The sequence below is a fragment of the Pseudomonas sp. ESBL9 genome, assembly GCF_036668715.1.
GTDB classification, from domain to species: domain Bacteria; phylum Pseudomonadota; class Gammaproteobacteria; order Pseudomonadales; family Pseudomonadaceae; genus Aquipseudomonas; species Aquipseudomonas lundensis.
This window is the reverse complement of sequence record NZ_JAZEVV010000001.1, coordinates 34,066-50,568: the sequence shown is the minus strand read 5'-3', so window position 1 is coordinate 50,568 and position 16,503 is coordinate 34,066. Positions and strand designations below refer to the sequence as shown.

At 59.9% G+C, this 16,503-nt stretch carries 18 protein-coding genes; 7 read left to right on the top strand and 11 right to left on the bottom strand.

Annotated elements, in window-relative coordinates; genetic code table 11:
• Positions 1–31 precede the first annotated feature (31 nt).
• Entirely contained in the window at positions 32–1,168 is a 1,137-nt protein-coding gene (locus tag V6F78_RS00255) for a catalase family protein (RefSeq protein WP_332726426.1), read from the top strand.
• A gap of 17 nt (positions 1,169–1,185) precedes the next feature.
• On the opposite strand, the gene V6F78_RS00250 is transcribed toward V6F78_RS00255, so the two are convergent.
• The 5 genes from V6F78_RS00250 to V6F78_RS00230 form a co-directional block, all read right to left on the bottom strand.
• Positions 1,186–2,538 (bottom strand): hypothetical protein, encoded by a 1,353-nt coding sequence (locus V6F78_RS00250; RefSeq protein ID WP_332726425.1) that lies wholly within the window; start codon positions 2,536–2,538, stop codon positions 1,186–1,188.
• Positions 2,539–2,699: 161 nt separating this feature from the next.
• Positions 2,700–3,674 (bottom strand): HTH-type transcriptional regulator CysB, encoded by a 975-nt coding sequence (gene cysB, locus V6F78_RS00245; RefSeq protein ID WP_094991297.1) that lies wholly within the window; start codon positions 3,672–3,674, stop codon positions 2,700–2,702.
• Positions 3,675–3,788: 114 nt separating this feature from the next.
• Positions 3,789–4,289 carry a universal stress protein gene (locus tag V6F78_RS00240; protein WP_047277774.1) on the bottom strand — a complete coding sequence of 167 codons (501 nt, stop codon included), beginning with the start codon at positions 4,287–4,289 and terminating at the stop codon, positions 3,789–3,791.
• 83 nt (positions 4,290–4,372) lie between these two features.
• The gene (locus tag V6F78_RS00235) at positions 4,373–5,290 is read right to left on the bottom strand and encodes a 5'-nucleotidase (RefSeq protein WP_047292704.1); all 918 of its coding nucleotides are present in this window, start codon (positions 5,288–5,290) and stop codon (positions 4,373–4,375) included.
• A gap of 40 nt (positions 5,291–5,330) precedes the next feature.
• Positions 5,331–5,717 carry a thioredoxin family protein gene (locus tag V6F78_RS00230; protein ID WP_047281721.1) on the bottom strand — a complete coding sequence of 129 codons (387 nt, stop codon included), beginning with the start codon at positions 5,715–5,717 and terminating at the stop codon, positions 5,331–5,333.
• On the opposite strand from V6F78_RS00230, the gene V6F78_RS00225 reads away from it, so the two are divergent.
• A complete protein-coding gene (locus tag V6F78_RS00225) occupies positions 5,716–6,162 on the top strand; it encodes a PilZ domain-containing protein (protein ID WP_047277779.1) in 447 nt (148 codons plus the stop codon). The two genes, V6F78_RS00230 and V6F78_RS00225, sit on opposite strands and share 2 nt — an antisense overlap.
• A 131-nt stretch (positions 6,163–6,293) precedes the next feature.
• The gene (locus V6F78_RS00220; protein ID WP_047274545.1) at positions 6,294–7,370 is read left to right on the top strand and encodes a 3-deoxy-7-phosphoheptulonate synthase; all 1,077 of its coding nucleotides are present in this window, start codon (positions 6,294–6,296) and stop codon (positions 7,368–7,370) included.
• A 57-nt stretch (positions 7,371–7,427) separates the two neighbouring features.
• Here V6F78_RS00220 and ppk2 read toward each other — a convergent pair whose 3' ends face one another.
• The 3 genes from ppk2 to V6F78_RS00205 form a co-directional block, all read right to left on the bottom strand.
• Complete coding sequence (gene ppk2, locus V6F78_RS00215) at positions 7,428–8,597, bottom strand: polyphosphate kinase 2 (protein WP_047274170.1); 1,170 nt, start codon at positions 8,595–8,597, stop codon at positions 7,428–7,430.
• Between the two features lie 176 nt (positions 8,598–8,773).
• Entirely contained in the window at positions 8,774–9,280 is a 507-nt protein-coding gene (locus V6F78_RS00210) for a macro domain-containing protein (protein ID WP_047281719.1), read from the bottom strand.
• A 161-nt stretch (positions 9,281–9,441) separates the two neighbouring features.
• Complete coding sequence (locus tag V6F78_RS00205; RefSeq protein WP_047292697.1) at positions 9,442–9,723, bottom strand: GNAT family N-acetyltransferase; 282 nt, start codon at positions 9,721–9,723, stop codon at positions 9,442–9,444.
• Positions 9,724–10,205: 482 nt separating this feature from the next.
• On the opposite strand from V6F78_RS00205, the gene oprI reads away from it, so the two are divergent.
• Positions 10,206–10,457: an outer membrane lipoprotei OprI gene (oprI, locus tag V6F78_RS00200; protein ID WP_003172710.1), complete on the top strand. Its 252-nt coding sequence runs from the start codon at positions 10,206–10,208 to the stop codon at positions 10,455–10,457.
• Positions 10,458–10,581: 124 nt separating this feature from the next.
• Here the strand turns inward: oprI and V6F78_RS00195 are convergent, their stop codons facing one another.
• From V6F78_RS00195 to V6F78_RS00185, 3 genes are all read right to left on the bottom strand, one after another.
• Positions 10,582–11,637: a L,D-transpeptidase family protein gene (locus V6F78_RS00195; protein WP_047274164.1), complete on the bottom strand. Its 1,056-nt coding sequence runs from the start codon at positions 11,635–11,637 to the stop codon at positions 10,582–10,584.
• Between the two features lie 109 nt (positions 11,638–11,746).
• Positions 11,747–12,040 carry a hypothetical protein gene (locus V6F78_RS00190; RefSeq protein ID WP_003446817.1) on the bottom strand — a complete coding sequence of 98 codons (294 nt, stop codon included), beginning with the start codon at positions 12,038–12,040 and terminating at the stop codon, positions 11,747–11,749.
• 58 nt (positions 12,041–12,098) lie between these two features.
• Positions 12,099–12,704 carry an arylesterase gene (locus V6F78_RS00185; protein WP_169840040.1) on the bottom strand — a complete coding sequence of 202 codons (606 nt, stop codon included), beginning with the start codon at positions 12,702–12,704 and terminating at the stop codon, positions 12,099–12,101.
• 10 nt (positions 12,705–12,714) lie between these two features.
• Between V6F78_RS00185 and V6F78_RS00180 the strand changes: the two genes are divergently transcribed.
• Genes V6F78_RS00180 through greB form a run of 3 tightly spaced genes read left to right on the top strand, consistent with a single transcriptional unit; the run spans position 12,715 to position 16,434 of the window.
• Positions 12,715–13,398, top strand: a complete 684-nt coding sequence (locus tag V6F78_RS00180) for an ABC transporter ATP-binding protein (RefSeq protein ID WP_047274157.1) — start codon at positions 12,715–12,717, stop codon at positions 13,396–13,398.
• Positions 13,398–15,902: an ABC transporter permease gene (locus V6F78_RS00175; RefSeq protein ID WP_095007807.1), complete on the top strand. Its 2,505-nt coding sequence runs from the start codon at positions 13,398–13,400 to the stop codon at positions 15,900–15,902. Before V6F78_RS00180 ends, V6F78_RS00175 begins: the two co-directional genes overlap by 1 nt.
• Before the next feature lie 34 nt (positions 15,903–15,936).
• Positions 15,937–16,434 (top strand): transcription elongation factor GreB, encoded by a 498-nt coding sequence (gene greB, locus V6F78_RS00170; protein WP_047274153.1) that lies wholly within the window; start codon positions 15,937–15,939, stop codon positions 16,432–16,434.
• Positions 16,435–16,503: the final 69 nt, after the last annotated feature.

Here is a 16,503-nt window from a genome sequence, read left to right as displayed (position 1 = left end):
TCCAACGCACGGTAACTGAAAGGATCTTTGCATGCTGACCACTCTTTGGATGCGCCTGGGCTCATGGCTGGGCCAACTGCTGCTGGCACTGATAGCGCTGGGGTTGATCGGCTGGGCATTGGCCAGCGGCTGGTATGCCTGGCAACACCGCGGGCCGGTGTCCACGCAAGAGGAAATCCCGACCGGCGAAGCCTCGATGACCAGGGATACGATTCAGACCGCCCTCAAAATTGTCGATCAGCACCGGGAAAACACCCGTTACCTGCGCGATGCTCACGCCAAGGCACATGGTTGCGTCAACGCCGAGGTTGAGGTGTTGAGCGACCTGGATCCGGCCTTGCGTCAGGGTGTCTTCGCCGAACCGGGCAAGACCTGGCACGCCGTGATGCGCCTGTCCAACGGCAACGCCTACCCGCAATTTGACAGCATTCGCGATGCCCGGGGGATGGCCATCAAACTGCTGGACGTCCCGGGCACTCAACTGATGCCCAGTCAACAAGGCCGCACCGAACAGGATTTTGTGATGTTCAACCATCCCAACTTCTTCGTCAGTGATGTGGCCGAGTACCGACAAAACATCGGGGCGCAGGCTGACGGCAAAAAGGTCATGGCGTTCTTCCCGTCGTGGAACCCCAAGGACTGGCAAGTTCGCCATTTGTTCATTGCCTTGGCGACGTTGTCACCGGCGCCGGCCAGCCCGACGCAGACCACCTATTTTTCGGTCTCGCCTTACAAGTTTGGCAGCGTGAACGCCAAGTTCCGGGTAGCCCCCGACCCTGAGCGGTGCCCGGCCTACACGCTGCCCGAGCAGAATCAGGCGCTGCCCAATTTCTTGCGCCAGGCGCTGACCCGGCAACTGTCGACTGACCGTGTACCGGCGTGTTTTGTGTTGCAAATCCAGCGTCAGAACGCCAATCGCTACATGCCGATTGAAGACACCAGCATCGAGTGGCAAACGTCCGATGCACCGTTCGAGACCGTCGCGCGCATCAACGTACCCGCTCAGGACTTTGACACCCCGCGCCAGAACCTGACGTGCGACAACCTGTCCTTCAACCCTTGGCACGGGATCGCGGCGCATCGGCCGATTGGCGGCATCAATCGGTTGCGCAAGGCCGTGTATGAGTCGGTCAGTGAATACCGTCACTCGCGCAACGCCGAACAATAAAGGCCAACAGGCCCGTCTCAGGCAGACGGGCTTTGCCCCTGATCCGTGAGCACCACAAAGGGCTGCCAGCGCTCGGTCACCCGACCTTTGCGCGTCCACACCGTGTCAGTCACCAACACCTCCAACACGGCCCCCTGGGCCACATGCCGGATATAATCGGCGGCGCTCAGGACACCGAGGCTGAGCAAATGCTCGAAGTCGCTGACTTCGCCCTCGCGCCGGGTCACGCTGGCAATCAACGCGCGGTCGATACCTTCTGACAACTGGCGATACGACAACAATGCCCCTTGGGGCGCCGAAAAATAGATTTTCTGGCCAATCGCGTTTTGCATCAGCCAAAAACCCATGCACACGTTATCCGGCGAAAAACAGTTGTTCATGAGTAAGCGCTGGCTGGCCGGCACAGGCACGCCAGCGTCATCAGCCGAGTGATACACCGCCACCACCCGATAGCCGGCAGGCAGCAGAGGCGCACCTGAGCGCTCTCTGCCATAGGCGTGCGGGCGATCGTATCGTTCGAACGCGGCAATGTGAGGGCGCGTGCTGACAAATCGCGCGTGCTCCGTGTGCTTGAGAATAAAGCCCACCCGTTGAACCCTTGCGCCTTTAAGCATCTGGGCATGGGCCAGTCTGGCGGCGGCATTAGCCGTTGCCGCGATCGGCCCGCACAGGGGCGGCCGGTCATCAACCTGCGTGTCAATGACCTGGCCGGTTCGCCAATCGCCGGTAATGCGAGCGCGTCGACGCCAGAAAGTACCAGGGCACACCACACTCAATTCCCCGGCCAGATACACCATCGCCAAAAAATCGCTCGGCAGCAGCACATTCTCGGCATCTGATTGTTCAAGGTGCCCTGGCGGGCCCGGATGGACCAACCTGAACACAGGCATCAAGGCGCGCTCCAGCGGCGAATCGCTGGAGACGTAGCACAGCAGGCTGCCATCGGGATTGGATAAGTAGAAACGTCCGTAATTGTGGCGAAATGAAATGGCCGTACGCAGATCCATCATGGAGAAGAAGTTGTCTTGCAGGGCTCGCTCTTCATCACTGAGGTTCAGCGGGTGCGCGAAAACAGTGTGTGAGTGATAAAGCCCTTCAATGGCATAGCCTTCAGGCGGCAAAATATCGCCGTTTTCTCCCAGCGACAGCACGTCTGCGGGCCGGAACAGAGTGCCCTCACTGCTCTGTGGGATGGTGGCAAAGTACTGATGGTCTTTGCTCAAAATAAAGCCGCCGAATTCCTCTTCGCGTTGATTGCCAATTAAATCGTGGGCATACACCGCTGCATCGTCTGCGCTGATAAACGCAGGACTCAGGGTGGGAACAAGCGTTGAGTAAGGGCGGGGGGTGTCGAGGGTGGAGTCGTCCATAAGGGGGTCCTTGAGGTCGCGTGGGGGGTTGAGCCGACTTGGTTCAACGGGCCATCACGCAACAGTGTCAAGGTCATTCCCGGTGCCAGGGCGTTACAGGGTTACTACCCGTCAAACGCCCCCTTAATACGTACCCCGCTTGCCGGGGCAGGTATCGAGCCTCAGTGCACAGGCAATTCGACGCCTTCGAACAGCTCTTCAAGTTCTTGCTTGTTATGGCACTGGATCGCTTTGGCCATCACTTCGCGGGTCAGGTGCGGGGCGAATTTTTCGATGAAGTCACACATGAAACCGCGCAAGAACGTGCCCCGACGAAAACCGATTTTGGTAATGCTCGACTCGAACAGCTCGCTGGCATCCAGCACCACCAAATCTTTATCAAGGTTGGTGTCGACGGCCATCTTGGCCACGATGCCAACCCCCAGCCCGAGTCGCACATAGGTTTTGATGACGTCGGCGTCGGCGGCCGTGAACACCACTTTTGGCGTAAGGCCACGATGGCTGAACGCCTCGTCGAGCTTCGAGCGGCCGGTGAAGCCAAACACGTAGGTCACGATCGGGTATTCGGCCAGCGCTTCAAGGGTCAGCTTGGGCAATTTGGTCAGCGGATGCCCTTGGGGCACCACGACGCAACGGTTCCAGCGATAGCACGGCATCATCACCAGGTCGCCGAACAGTTCGAGGGCTTCGGTGGCAATGGCGAAATCAACGGTGCCATCGGCTGCCATCTCGGCGATCTGCATCGGCGAGCCCTGATGCATGTGCAAGGACACGTCCGGGTATTGCTTGATGAAGTTGCTGATAACCGGCGGCAAGGCATAACGCGCCTGGGTGTGGGTGGTCGCAATCGACAGGGTGCCTTTTTTCTCGTTGGAGAATTCCTGAGCGATTTGCTTGATGCTTTCGACCTTGCGCAAGATCTCGCCGGCCGTGGTGATAATGCGCTCGCCGGCCGGCGTGACGCGGGTCAAGTGCTTGCCGCTGCGGGCAAACACTTCGACGCCCAATTCGTCTTCAAGCAAGCGGATCTGTTTGCTGATACCCGGCTGTGAGGTGTAAAGGCTCTGCGCAGTGGCGGAAACGTTGAGGTCGTGGTGCGCCACTTCCCAGATGTAGCGCAATTGTTGAAGCTTCATATGCATCCCTCAAAGCAATTAGACGCCAAGGGTATCGGCGGCGGTATATAACTATATGGAAGGTCAGAAGAAGAAATCTAGAACTTTTTTATCGTTATCAAGCCTGCAAGCGTCTTAACCCTCCGTGCGACGACGGCGCTGCAGCAGCGGCACCAGGTACACCGGCATGCGTGCCAGCTCAATCACCCGCGCCGCCGTGCGTCCCAAGTGGCTGAGCCCGCCCGAAGGCTGGCCATGACTGCCGAGGATCAACAGGTCAACCGCCAGGCTGTCGGACTGCTGCAAAATCACGTGCGCAGGCTCGCCCTGAATCACCTTGACCGAGCGAATCAGGGCCAGTTCCTGCCCGCCTTCGCCCAGCTCATCGCGCAGACTTTGCAACACCCGTCCCTCAATGTTCGACAGCATGGTGCTCATGCCCTGCTGGTGCAGCGCACTGAACGCCTCTTCATCGAGATAACTCTGCAACACCGACTCCGCGAACAGCCCCATCGGCTCCACGGCATGCACCACATACAAGTCCGCACGGAAGGTACGCGCCAGCCCCAAGGCGTGCTGCATCACCAGTGGCGCATAAATACCGAGGTCATTGGCAAACAGTATCGAGCGAATCATGCGACCTCCCCCGACTCAATGAGTGGCCGAGATGGATTCAGCTTAGCAGCGCCAAGGGAAGTGCGAGGGCTATCACCGTGCTGTCAGTCGGCAGGCAAATCCTGCCGTTCGTTGCTGATACCGTGGGGCACATGCCCGGTTGCTACGACTTGGCGGGCGCGCTCGCAGTGACCGGCCTGATCGTCGAAAAACACGTCGGCCGCGAACGCTTCGAGAAAGGCCGACTTGTCCAGGCCGCCCAGAAACAGCGACTCATCCAGCCGGATATCCCAGTCACGCAGGGTGCGAATCACCCGCTCATGGGCGGGTGCCGAACGCGCCGTCACCAGTGCGGTACGAATTGGGCAGGCGTCGTCCGGGAACTCACGCTGCAACAGGTTCAGCGCCTCCAGGAACCCTTTGAAGGGACCGCCGCGCAAGGGGCTGCGCGCTGATTCACGCTCCAGGGATTGAAACGCTTCAATGCCGCCCGACTGATACACGCGCTCGGCTTCGTCGGAAAACAGCACCGCATCACCGTCGAACGCTATGCGCAGTTCTTTGTTTTCAGCCCGCCGCGTGCCCCCGGACAGGATCGTCGCGGCCGCAAAACCGGCATCCAGCGCACTGCGGACATCGTCGGCGTGGGTCGATAAAAACAGGTCGCAGCCAAAGGCATTGAGATAAGGATGCGGGTTACGCCCCCCGGAGAAGGCCGCTCGTGAAATCCCCAGCCCGTAATGCTGGATCGAATTGAAGACCCTCAAGCCCGTATCGGCACTGTTGCGCGAGACCAGCACCACTTCTACCCGCTCGCGGCCGAGGGTGGCGTTGAAGCTCAGTAACTTTTGCACCAGCGCAAAAGCCTCCCCCGGCGCCAGCACTTCATCTTCGTGTTCAATCTGGTACTGGCGATACGCTTCAATGCCGTGGGCCAGATACACCTCATGGCTCGCACTCAGATCGAACAGGGCGCGAGACGAGATCGCCAGCACCAACTTGCCTTTCAAGCCTTTACTCATGTCGCCTCCGCTGGCAGTGCATGGGGGGGGGACGACCGGGTCAAGGCAGTTCGTCCGGTTCCGTCATCAAGGCCAGCCGGATGTGATGCGCCAGCTCGCCTTCACTCAAACGCGATTTCAACTCGCCATAAAACTGGCCGTCACGCACCACCAGCAGGGTCGGCAAATGGAAAATCCCATAACGCTGCACCAACCCGCCGTTGTCACCCGCATCGATCCAGCACAGCCGGTCAATGGGCAGCGTCATCGCAGGCAGCCTGTGCCGGGCGACACGGCAGCTCGAACACCCGACGCTGGTGAAGATCACCAGCGATGTACCGGGCAGCGCCAGCAGGTGCTGGTCCGCATCAAAATCTGTCAGTTCCATTTCACCCACTATACTGAGGCAAACAATATCAAAGTGCTGGCACTTGGAGTGTGCGTTCATGGGTCGTTTTTTACCTCACCCAGATGATATCCCCGCTGAGATTACGCCCCGCAAACACCCCGCCCTTTCACGCCACAAGCTGCACTCTATCAGCCTTGGCGGCGTTTCATGCAACAGCGACCGAGGCTGGAAGCGTGGAGCGGCCGTTGACATTCACATGCCCACCCTGGGCGAGGATGCGCATTACCAGGGCTATATCGCGTGGTGTGAAAAACGTGAACAGGGCTACCGAGTGGGCATTGCCTTCACCGATGCCCAAACGCTGTTTGGTGCCCGCATGGGCGAACAGGTGTGCCAGATCGAACACTTTTACCGCTTGCAGCGACTACAAAACCCGCAGGTGGACAACCTGCAAGCGCTGGCACTGGAATGGATCAGCCTGAACGCCGTGGACTTCTCCCAAGCCACGCTGGAGCGCGCGCTGGCTCAACCAGCACTGGATTAAACCTGCGTGTGCCCATTGTCGGATAACCGCTTTACGCGTTAAGGTTCGGCTCCCCGTTGCGCTCAATCATGCTGTGCTCCGCCGCACGGGGATCGCTGGCGGCCAGCACCCGTGACCTGACGAGTAACACGATGGCTGATTTACCGATCGACGACCTAAACGTTGCCTCCAACGAAACCCTGATCACACCTGAACAGCTCAAGCGCGAGATGCCTCTGCGTGAAACTGCCTTGCAGACTGTGACCAAGGGCCGTGAGGTGATTCGCAACATCCTGGATGGCAAAGACCATCGACTGTTCGTTGTCATCGGGCCTTGCTCGATCCACGATATCAAGGCTGCGCACGAATACGCCGAGCGCCTCAAGGCCCTCGCTGCTGAAGTCAGCGATACGCTGTACCTGGTCATGCGGGTGTACTTTGAAAAGCCACGCACCACCGTCGGCTGGAAAGGCCTGATCAACGACCCGTACCTGGATGACTCGTTCAAGATCGAAGATGGTCTGCACATCGGGCGCAAACTGCTGCTGGACCTGGCTGAAATGGGCCTGCCGACCGCAACTGAAGCGCTGGACCCGATCTCCCCGCAGTACCTGCAAGACCTGATCAGCTGGTCGGCCATTGGTGCGCGCACCACCGAATCGCAAACCCACCGTGAGATGGCTTCGGGCCTGTCTTCGGCCGTCGGCTTCAAGAACGGCACCGATGGCGGCCTGACGGTGGCGATCAACGCGTTGCAGTCGGTTTCCAGCCCGCACCGCTTTTTGGGCATCAACCAGGAAGGCGGTGTCTCGATTGTCACCACCAAAGGCAACGCGTACGGCCACGTCGTGCTGCGCGGCGGCAACGGCAAGCCGAACTACGATTCAGTGAGTGTCGCCTTGTGCGAGCAAGCGCTGAACAAAGCGAACATCCGCCCGAACATCATGGTCGATTGCAGCCACGCCAACTCCAACAAAGACCCGGCCTTGCAGCCACTGGTCATGGAAAACGTGGCCAACCAGATCGCCGAAGGCAATCAGTCGATTATCGGCCTGATGGTCGAAAGCCATCTGAACTGGGGCTGCCAGGCCATTCCTAAAAACCTCGAAGACTTGCAGTACGGCGTGTCGATTACCGATGCGTGCATCGACTGGGCAAGCACCGAGAGCACCCTGCGCAGCATGCGGGCCAAGCTTAAGGATGTACTGCCAAACCGTGCTCGCGGCTAAGCACAGCCACGGTTGAACCTGCAGGAGCGCGCCCGCTCCTGCAGGGGCTTTACAGTGCTACAGCGGAATCGAAGCCCGGCGTTCGCCGCGCTCATACACCACGTTGGCGCGCCCCACGATCAAAGGATCGAGCGCCCCGATACCTTTCAAATCCTTGTCGGCATACGGCAGCTTGTGCAGCACATAGCGCATGGCGCTCAGCCGCGCGCGTTTCTTGCAATTGGACTTGATCACCGTCCAGGGCGCATCCGAGGTATCGGTGTAGGAGAACATGCCTTCCTTGGCCTTGGTGTAGTCGTCCCACTTGTCCAGCGACGCCAGATCGATCGGGCTGAGTTTCCAGTGCTTGAGCGGATGTTTCTCGCGCTCCTTGAAGCGTCGACGTTGCTCGTCGCGGCTGACCGAAAACCAGAACTTGATCAGGTGAACGTTACTGCGCACCAGCATGCGCTCGAAATCCGGGGTCTGGCGCATGAACTCAAGGTATTCATCGTCCGAACAGAAGCCCATCACGCGCTCAACACCCGCGCGGTTATACCAGCTCCGGTCAAACATCACGATTTCGCCGGCTGTGGGCAAATGCTGAACATAGCGCTGAAAATACCACTGGCCGCGTTCCACTTCGCTGGGTTTTTCCAGGGCGACAATCCGCGCACCCCGTGGGTTGAGGTGCTCCATAAAGCGCTTGATCGATCCGCCCTTGCCCGCCGCATCTCGCCCTTCGAACAGAATGACGACCTTCTGACCGGTTTCCTTGACCCACGCCTGTAGCTTGAGCAGCTCAACTTGCAGGCGATATTTCTCGCGCTCGTAGTTACGCCGCGACATCAGGTTCTTGTAGGGGTAGTTGCCTTTGCGCCAGTCCGGTGCCAATTGATCGTCCGGGTGCAGGGGACGCTGGTGGAAAACCGACTCGCTTTCCTGGCTGAGCAATGCGTTGCGCAACACCACCGCATCGTCGGGAGACATGCCCGACATCAAGGTGCCCAAGGTCTGGATAAGGCCCTGTGTATCGCCCTGCGGAATCTGCTGCAGGATGTCTTTGACCGCCGCACTGGTGGCCGCCTGGCGCGACTGAATTTTGTCTTCGACTACATGCCGCTGAAGTTGCGCAGGGCTTTGCGTCGGTGCGACATCACCGGACTGTGTGCGGCGTGGGCGGGAGGTACGTGCCGCTTTTTTGGCTGCGGGCTTTACGGAGGCAGTGCGAGTGACCACATCGGTCATGAGATTTCCTTAAATGAACGGCGGATGATTCAAATAAATACAGCATCTGTCGCCCGACCGCCTAGACACAGATCAACCCCCCCCTCGATCACCCTTGCAGCAAACGCAGACACCCCGCGAGAACGAAGGACTCGCGGGGTGCAAGGGGGTGCGTTTTATACGGGGGTGCGGCGGATCTAACCCAGTTGCTCGTCCGCTTTCACACCCTTGCGATACACCTCATACACGATGACATCAGCGTTGAGTTCGCCCAGGTGCTTTTCAATCAATGGCTTGACGTCGTGCCATTCCAGCCCGCCGACGCCCGTGGCCAGCCGCGGTAGCGCCACACTTTTAATGTGTTCGTCAGCCACATACCGGGCCAGTTCGCGCAAAGCATGCCCTACGTTTTTCAGGGTTGCCTTGCCGGGCTTGGCCGCATGACCGGTATGCAACGAATCCTGAGTCAACAGGTTCACAATGCTGCGCACTGCGCCCTTGTCATCAACGCCTGACCAGCACCAGATTTCACCGGGCTGTGGGGCCTTGCTGTGGGCGGCGTGACGATAATCCGCCACCAAGGATGGCCAGCGCTCGCGCAGAGCCAGCGCCAGGCCGGTATCGAAAGGATCCTGAGGCGCAATGCCGTGAGCAATCACCTGCGCTTGACTCAGTAAAATGTCGCCTTCGACTTCACGGATCATATGCGTTCTCTCCACAGTCATTAACCCGGGCTCGGCAACGCGCCGCCCCCGCCTGATTCCAGACTAAGCGAGGGGGTCAGTGATCACGTTGATTCAGGTCAATAGCGGCAAGAGCGGCGTCGGGCAACGCCCGGGGCGGGCAGACGGCGAGCAGTAAAGGGTCAGATTTTGGCTTGAGCGCGCTTGTGACGCTCCATGTAACGCTCGACGTAAGAGCATGAAGGAATCACGTCATAGCCCATCTTCTCGGCGTAATCGAGGGCTTCTTCGGTCAATGCAGCGGCAATTCCACGGCCACGCAGGGCGTTCGGAACAAAGGTGCGGTAGATATCCAGAGTCTGCTTTCCCAGATCCATGTAGGTCAGGTAAGCACGATGACCGTCGACAGTGGTCTCAAACTGGTGACCTGCCTGGTCATGGTGGATGGACAACGCCTCGCTCATCATTACTCCTCGCGGGTCTTGAACCGTGACCCCTACCTTACTGTTGTTTTGGGGCCGAGGGAACCACTGGACACCAGGCTTGCACCTCGCGCAATAGCAAGACGCCAGCCTGTGTAAAGAGTAGTCAAACTCGGCATAAACGCTCGGTGCACGCGACGTGGCCGGAGCATCTTTCGCCCAGCCTCGTGCCAGACCATTGAACATTTTGCGCAATGTGGAAGCTATGACGTGACTCCGGCACTAAAGTCACTTGAAACCTGATGACCTGTCCCCAAATAGGGCGATGTGCTTAGTGCGTCAAACCGACTGTTTTACAAGCACAATCTGTTAAAGCTAGCCCATGGCCAGTCATTACCAATTATTTTTTTTGGTTCTTGCGCTAGGTCAGTTTACTTACTACAAGTAATGGGTAGTATGTACGCCGGCTGTTTCCTCATGTTGAAGGAGCAGCTTCAATTAGAAAGTCCTTGAAGGGGAACACGATGAACAACGTTCTGAAATTCTCTGCTCTGGCATTGGCCGCAGTTCTGGCTACCGGTTGCAGCAGCGTATCTAAAGAAACTGAAGCCCGTCTGACTGCAACTGAAGATGCAGCAGCACGTTCCCAGGCTCGTGCTGACGAAGCCTACCGTAAAGCTGACGAAGCGCTGGCTGCTGCTCAAAAAGCACAACAGACTGCTGATGAAGCAAACGAACGTGCTCTGCGCATGCTTGAAAAAGCAAGCCGCAAGTAATAGTCCTTCGGGGCTGTTACCAACCGACCCATTTTATGGGTCGGTTTTTTTTGCCTGAGGTATTTTCAACAGGCATTAAAAAGCCGCCGCAGTCAGTGACTGCGGCGGCTTTTAAACAGATCGATTACTGCACGTAATCGAGCGATTGCCCTTCTGGCACTTCAAGCACGCCAGGCACTTGCGGTACGACAGCGGTGCTGATTCCGATCTCAGCCGGTATTCCCGTTTCTGCCACGACCACCGGGAACGCTTTTTCCTTGTCGATCTGAATGCTGTTTTCCAGTGCTTTGTGCTTGAGCACGAAGTTCATGAAACCAGCCCACTTTTGTTCTTTGTCTTCTTGAGTCAGATGCGACTTGTCGCTCTTGGCGAGCAGGGACCCGTCTTTGACGTTCAATGGCTCGTGCACTTCGAGATACACCTTGCCGCCACTTACGCCCATCTTGTAGGGCTCGTTGATAATGCGAACGGGCGTCCCCACAGGCACCAACTGCGACATTTGCAAGACGTTCTTGTTCAGCATGCGGAAACAGCCGTGGCTCGTGCCCGTGCCAATACCGAACTTGGCATTGGAACCATGGATCAGGTAACCCGGCATGCCCAGCGTGAACTTGAAAGGCCCCAGAGGGTTGTCCGGGCCCGCGGGCACCACATTGGGCAGCGGATCACCATTGCGGGCATGTTCAGCCTTGATCGACGCAGGGGGCGTCCAGGTCGGGTTCGGCGTCTTGGCGGTGATTCGGGTCTGGCCCAACGGCGACCCCCAGCCCTCACGGCCAATCCCCAGCGGAAAGGTGTACACCTTGTTTTGACCTTTGGGGAAGTAATACAACCGGTATTCGGCCAGGTTGATCACGATCCCTTCCCGCTTGCCGGGTGGCAGGATGAACTGGGTTGGCAGCACGATGTCGGTGTCCACCAGCGTGCCATCGGGGTGCTTTTTGACCGGCAGCCAGGCATCGATGCCGGGGTTGGCCGCGATCATCTCCGAATAGCCCAGCTCATGCTCATTGCCCAAGTCTGCGAAGGAGTCTTCGTAGCGGCCCTTGATGACCTGTACCTGCCCCACCACGTCTTCACCGGGCGGTGGCAACGGAAACTCAAGAGCAGCAACAGGGCCTGCCACACACAGTGCGGCAACTGACAGACAACGGGTGACGGCAGGTAGGCGCGACAACATCCGGAACATCCTTCGCATAATCAACGGGGGACAAAAGGGGGAAAGTGTACACGCAGCCTGCCGGGTTCTGGAGGCGGCGTACCTCGCCGAAACAGTCAGACGAGGTAGATCATAGTTCAAAGCGCAATTCGGGCCAGATGGGCTCGGTGCCGCGGCGCTGCGATTCAATGATTGCGCGGCACAGCGGGCAGAGGCGGTGGTCCTGAAACACCTTGCGCGTGACGTCCGACCAACGCGGCTGCGCAGGCAGCAACGAGCCGCACAACGTACGGTCAATGGTGCCTCCCAGCTCCAATTGACGCGTCACCAGATGCACCCGTACCTCCTGGCAGGCGAACAAATCGAGCTGTTCATCGGGCTCGATCAGTTGATAGGCATATAAAGACCAGGCAGGACGCGACATCGGGGGCTCCAAATCGGGGGGGCGCCACCTTAGCCGAAACGCTGCGACTAGAAAAGCATCAAAGCAACGGTTTTAGCGCAGGCCACACATTATCCAGCAGGCGTTGCTGTGCGGCGGCGGCAGGGTGCAAGCCATCAGCCTGCATCAGCTCGGGATGCCCCCCTACGCCCTCAAGGAAAAACGGCACCAGCGCGATCTGTTTTTCGTCAGCCAGCTGCGTGTAAACACCGGCAAACGCCTCGGTATAGCGCGGGCCATAATTGGGCGGCAACTGCATCCCCAACAGCAGCACTTTAGCGCCGGCGGTTTTGGCGGCATCGATCATCGCGGCAAGATTTTGTTGCAATTGCGCAGGCGGCTGACCGCGCAACCCGTCATTGCCGCCCAATTCGACAATCACCACATCCGGTTTATGCTCTGTAAGCAGGGCGGGCAACCGGGCCTGCCCGCCCGCACTGGTGTCACCACTGATCGACGCATTGATCACCCGGTCGTCATGACCTTCGCGTTCAAGTCGCTGCTCAAGCAAGGACACCCAGCCCAGCCGGGTATCCAGGCCGAAACCCGCGCTGATACTATCGCCGACGATCAAGATTGTTCCCGCCGCTGCGTTCTGCGCCATACACATCAGGGCCAGAGCAGCACTTACAAACCACACACGCATCGGATTCTCCATGGGCGAACGTATTCTCACCGCGCAGAACCTTAGCAAAGTGGTACCCAGCGCGGAAGGCGAGTTAACCATCCTTCACCCGCTGAGCCTTGAACTGCGTCAAGGCGACAGCCTGGCCATCGTCGGCGCATCCGGCTCGGGCAAGTCGACCCTGCTGGGATTACTGGCCGGGCTCGACCTGCCCAGCGCAGGCGAAGTCATCCTCGCCGGGCACGCCCTGAGCACGCTGGATGAAGACCAGCGCGCCAGGGTTCGTGCCGAACACGTCGGTTTTGTATTCCAGTCGTTTCAATTGCTCGACAGCCTCAATGCGCTGGAAAACGTCATGTTGCCGATGGAGCTGGAGGGCCGCACAGACGCGCGCGATCACGCGCGGCACCTGTTGGAGCGCGTCGGGTTGGGGCAGCGCCTGAGCCATTCCCCGCGTCAATTGTCCGGGGGTGAACAGCAACGCGTGGCCATCGCCCGGGCTTTCGCGGCCGAGCCCGACGTGTTGTTCGCCGATGAACCCACCGGCAACCTCGACAGTCACACGGGTGAGCGCATCACCGATTTACTCTTTGAGCTCAATCAAGAGCGCGGCACCACGCTGGTGCTGGTGACCCATGACGAACGCCTGGCACACCGCTGCCGGCGCCTGATCCGCCTTGAAGCTGGCCATCTGGTCGGCCCTCTGGAGCCTTGATGGCACGCATGCCACTGTTACGCCTGTTGAGCCTCGCCGTACGCCAATTGCTGCGCGATGCACGTGCCGGAGAATTACGCGTACTGTTCTTCGCCCTGCTGGTAGCGGTGGCGGCAAGTACCGCCATCGGTTATTTCGGCGCACGCCTGAACGGCGCCATGCTGCTGCGTGCCACTGAATTCCTGGGCGCCGACCTGGTCCTCGATGGCACCTCCCCGGCCCGGGACGAACAGGTTCGTTTCGGCAAGGAACTGGGCCTCAAGCATGCGCGGGTCGTGGAGTTCTCCAGCGTGATTGCCACCGACAACGGCATTCAACTGTCCAGCATCAAGGCCGCAGACGATGCCTATCCCCTGCGCGGCGAACTGAAAAGCGCTGCCCAACCTTACGCCCAAGAGCAGCCCGGCGGCGGCCCTGAACCGGGCGAGGCCTGGGCCGAATCACGCCTGCTGACAGCGCTGGACCTGAAGGTCGGTGACCCGATCGACGTGGGTTCAAAAACGGTGCGCATTACCCGTGTCCTGACGTACGAACCCGACCGGGCCGGCAATCTTTACAGCCTGACCCCACGGGTACTGATCAACCTGGATGACCTGGCTGCGACCGGCATCGTACAGCCCGGAAGCCGGGTCAATTTCCGTGAACTGTGGCGCGGCGAAGCGCCCGCGCTTGCCTCATACCGGCAAGTCATCCAGCCCGGCCTTGACGCCAATCAACGCCTGCTGGACGCCCGCGACGGCAACCAGCAAATAGGCGGCGCACTGGGCAAAGCCGAGCGCTACCTGAACATGGCCAGCCTGGTAGCGGTGTTACTGGCGGGCGTGGCCGTGGCACTGTCCGCCACGCGTTTTGCCAATCGCCGCTTCGATGCCAGCGCGCTGCTGCGCTGCCTGGGGTTGTCCCGTCGCGAAACCTTGTGGCTGTTTGCCCTGCAATTGACCGTACTGGGGCTGCTGGCCAGCCTGGTGGGCGCCTTGCTGGGCTGGCTCGCCCAGCTCGGCCTGTTCGCGCTGCTGCATGACCTGCTGCCCTCTGACGTCCCGCCGGGCGGTCTGATGCCTGCGTTCGCCGGCATGGGCACCGGGCTGGTGGCGCTGGCCGGTTTCGCCCTGCCGCCGCTGGCGGCGCTGGGCCGGGTGCCGCCGCTGCGGGTATTGCGGCGCGACCTGTTGCCGATACCCGCCAGTACCTGGAGCGTCTATGGCGCCGCCCTGCTCGCCCTGGGGTTAATCATGTGGCGCATGAGCCTTGATCTGGTGCTCACCTTCGCCCTACTGGGTGGCGGAGTGCTGGCTGCGCTGGGCTTGGGCGGCCTGTTGCTGTTGGGCCTGCAAAGCCTGCGTCGCCTGTTGGCTGGTGCCTCACTGCCGTGGCGTCTGGGGCTGGGGCAACTGCTGCGCCATCCCCTGGCCGCCGCCGGCCAAGCCCTGGCGTTCGGCTTGATCTTGCTGTCGATGGCGCTGGTTGCCCTGTTGCGCACAGAGCTGCTCGACACCTGGCAGAACCAACTGCCCAAAGATGCGCCCAATTACTTTGCCCTGAACATCCTGCCCGCTGACAAAGAGGCCTTTGGCACGCGGCTGATGCAATTGCAGGCCACGGCAGCGCCCCTGTATCCGGTGGTCCCGGGGCGCCTGATCAGCATCAACGGCCAAGCCGTGCAAGGGCTCGTCAGCAAGGACTCCAGCGGCGACAAAGCCATTCAGCGCGACTTGAGCCTGACCTGGGCCGCCAACCTGCCAGCGGGCAATGAGTTGACGGAGGGCCAATGGTGGACGCAAGACCCCGGCGACGGCATCCCCGGCGTTTCGGTCGAGGCCAAAGTGGCCCAAAGCCTGAAACTCAAACTGGGCGACCACCTGACCTTCAGCGTCGGCGGGGCGCGACGTGAAGCGCAAGTTACCAGCCTGCGCAGCATCAACTGGGACAATTTCCAACCCAACTTCTTCATGATCTTCCAGCCCGGCACCTTGCAGGACTTACCGGCCACCTACCTCACCAGCTTCTATCTGGCGCCGGGCCATGACCGGGAAATCATCGAGCTGTCCCGCCGTTTTCCGGCCGTGACGATTTTGCCCATTGAAGCCTTGCTGGCCCAACTGCGCAGCATCCTGGCGCAGGTCACCATTGCCGTCGAATACGTGCTGCTGTTTGTTCTCGCGGCCGGTATGGCCGTGCTGTTTTCCGGCCTGCAATCCACCTTGGACGAACGCATCCGCCAAGGGGCCTTGCTCCGGGCACTGGGGGCACGGCGCGCACTGTTGATCAAGGCCCGACGGATCGAGTTCGGCCTGCTCGGTGCAACCAGCGGTCTGCTCGCTGCGATCGGCGCCGAACTGGTCAGCCTGGTGCTGTACCGCTTCGCGTTTGACCTGCCCTGGCATCCTCACCCGTGGCTGTTGCTGTTGCCAGTCGCGGGGGCATTGATGGTCGGGGCGGCCGGTGTCTTTGGCACACGCAAAGCGCTCAATACCAGCCCCCTGACAGTGCTGCGCGAGGGCTGATAGACTCGCCGCCTTCTCTGCCAATGGATTGCCCATGAGCCGCTACCGCCCCCCTCGCCCCGCCGGCACCGCGCTGATCACCCCCGAAGGTGAAGCGCGGATGCGGGCCGAACTGCACGAGTTGTGGCACGTGCGTCGCCCGCAAGTCACGCAGTCTGTCAGTGAGGCTGCGGCGCAGGGCGATCGCTCGGAAAACGCCGAATACACCTACGGCAAAAAGATGCTGCGTGAAATCGACAGCCGCGTGCGGTTTCTGACCAAGCGCCTCGAAAGCCTCAAAGTGGTCAGCGACAAGCCCAGCGACCCCAACAAAGTGTATTTCGGGGCGTGGGTCACCATTGAGGATGAAGACGGCAAGCAGGCGCGTTACCGCATCGTGGGCCCGGATGAGCTGGATTTGAAACAAGGCTTGATCAGCATTGACTCGCCTCTGGCGCGCGCGCTCATCGGCAAGGCGCTGGATGCTGAAGTGCAGGTCCAGACGCCGACCGGCGAACAGTGGGTGTATATCGTCGCCATCGATTACCCCTGACCGATACCCCCACAAAGATGTAGCGGCATATGTAGCAGCCGTTTAAAAGCTCAGTTCCCCTCCTATGCT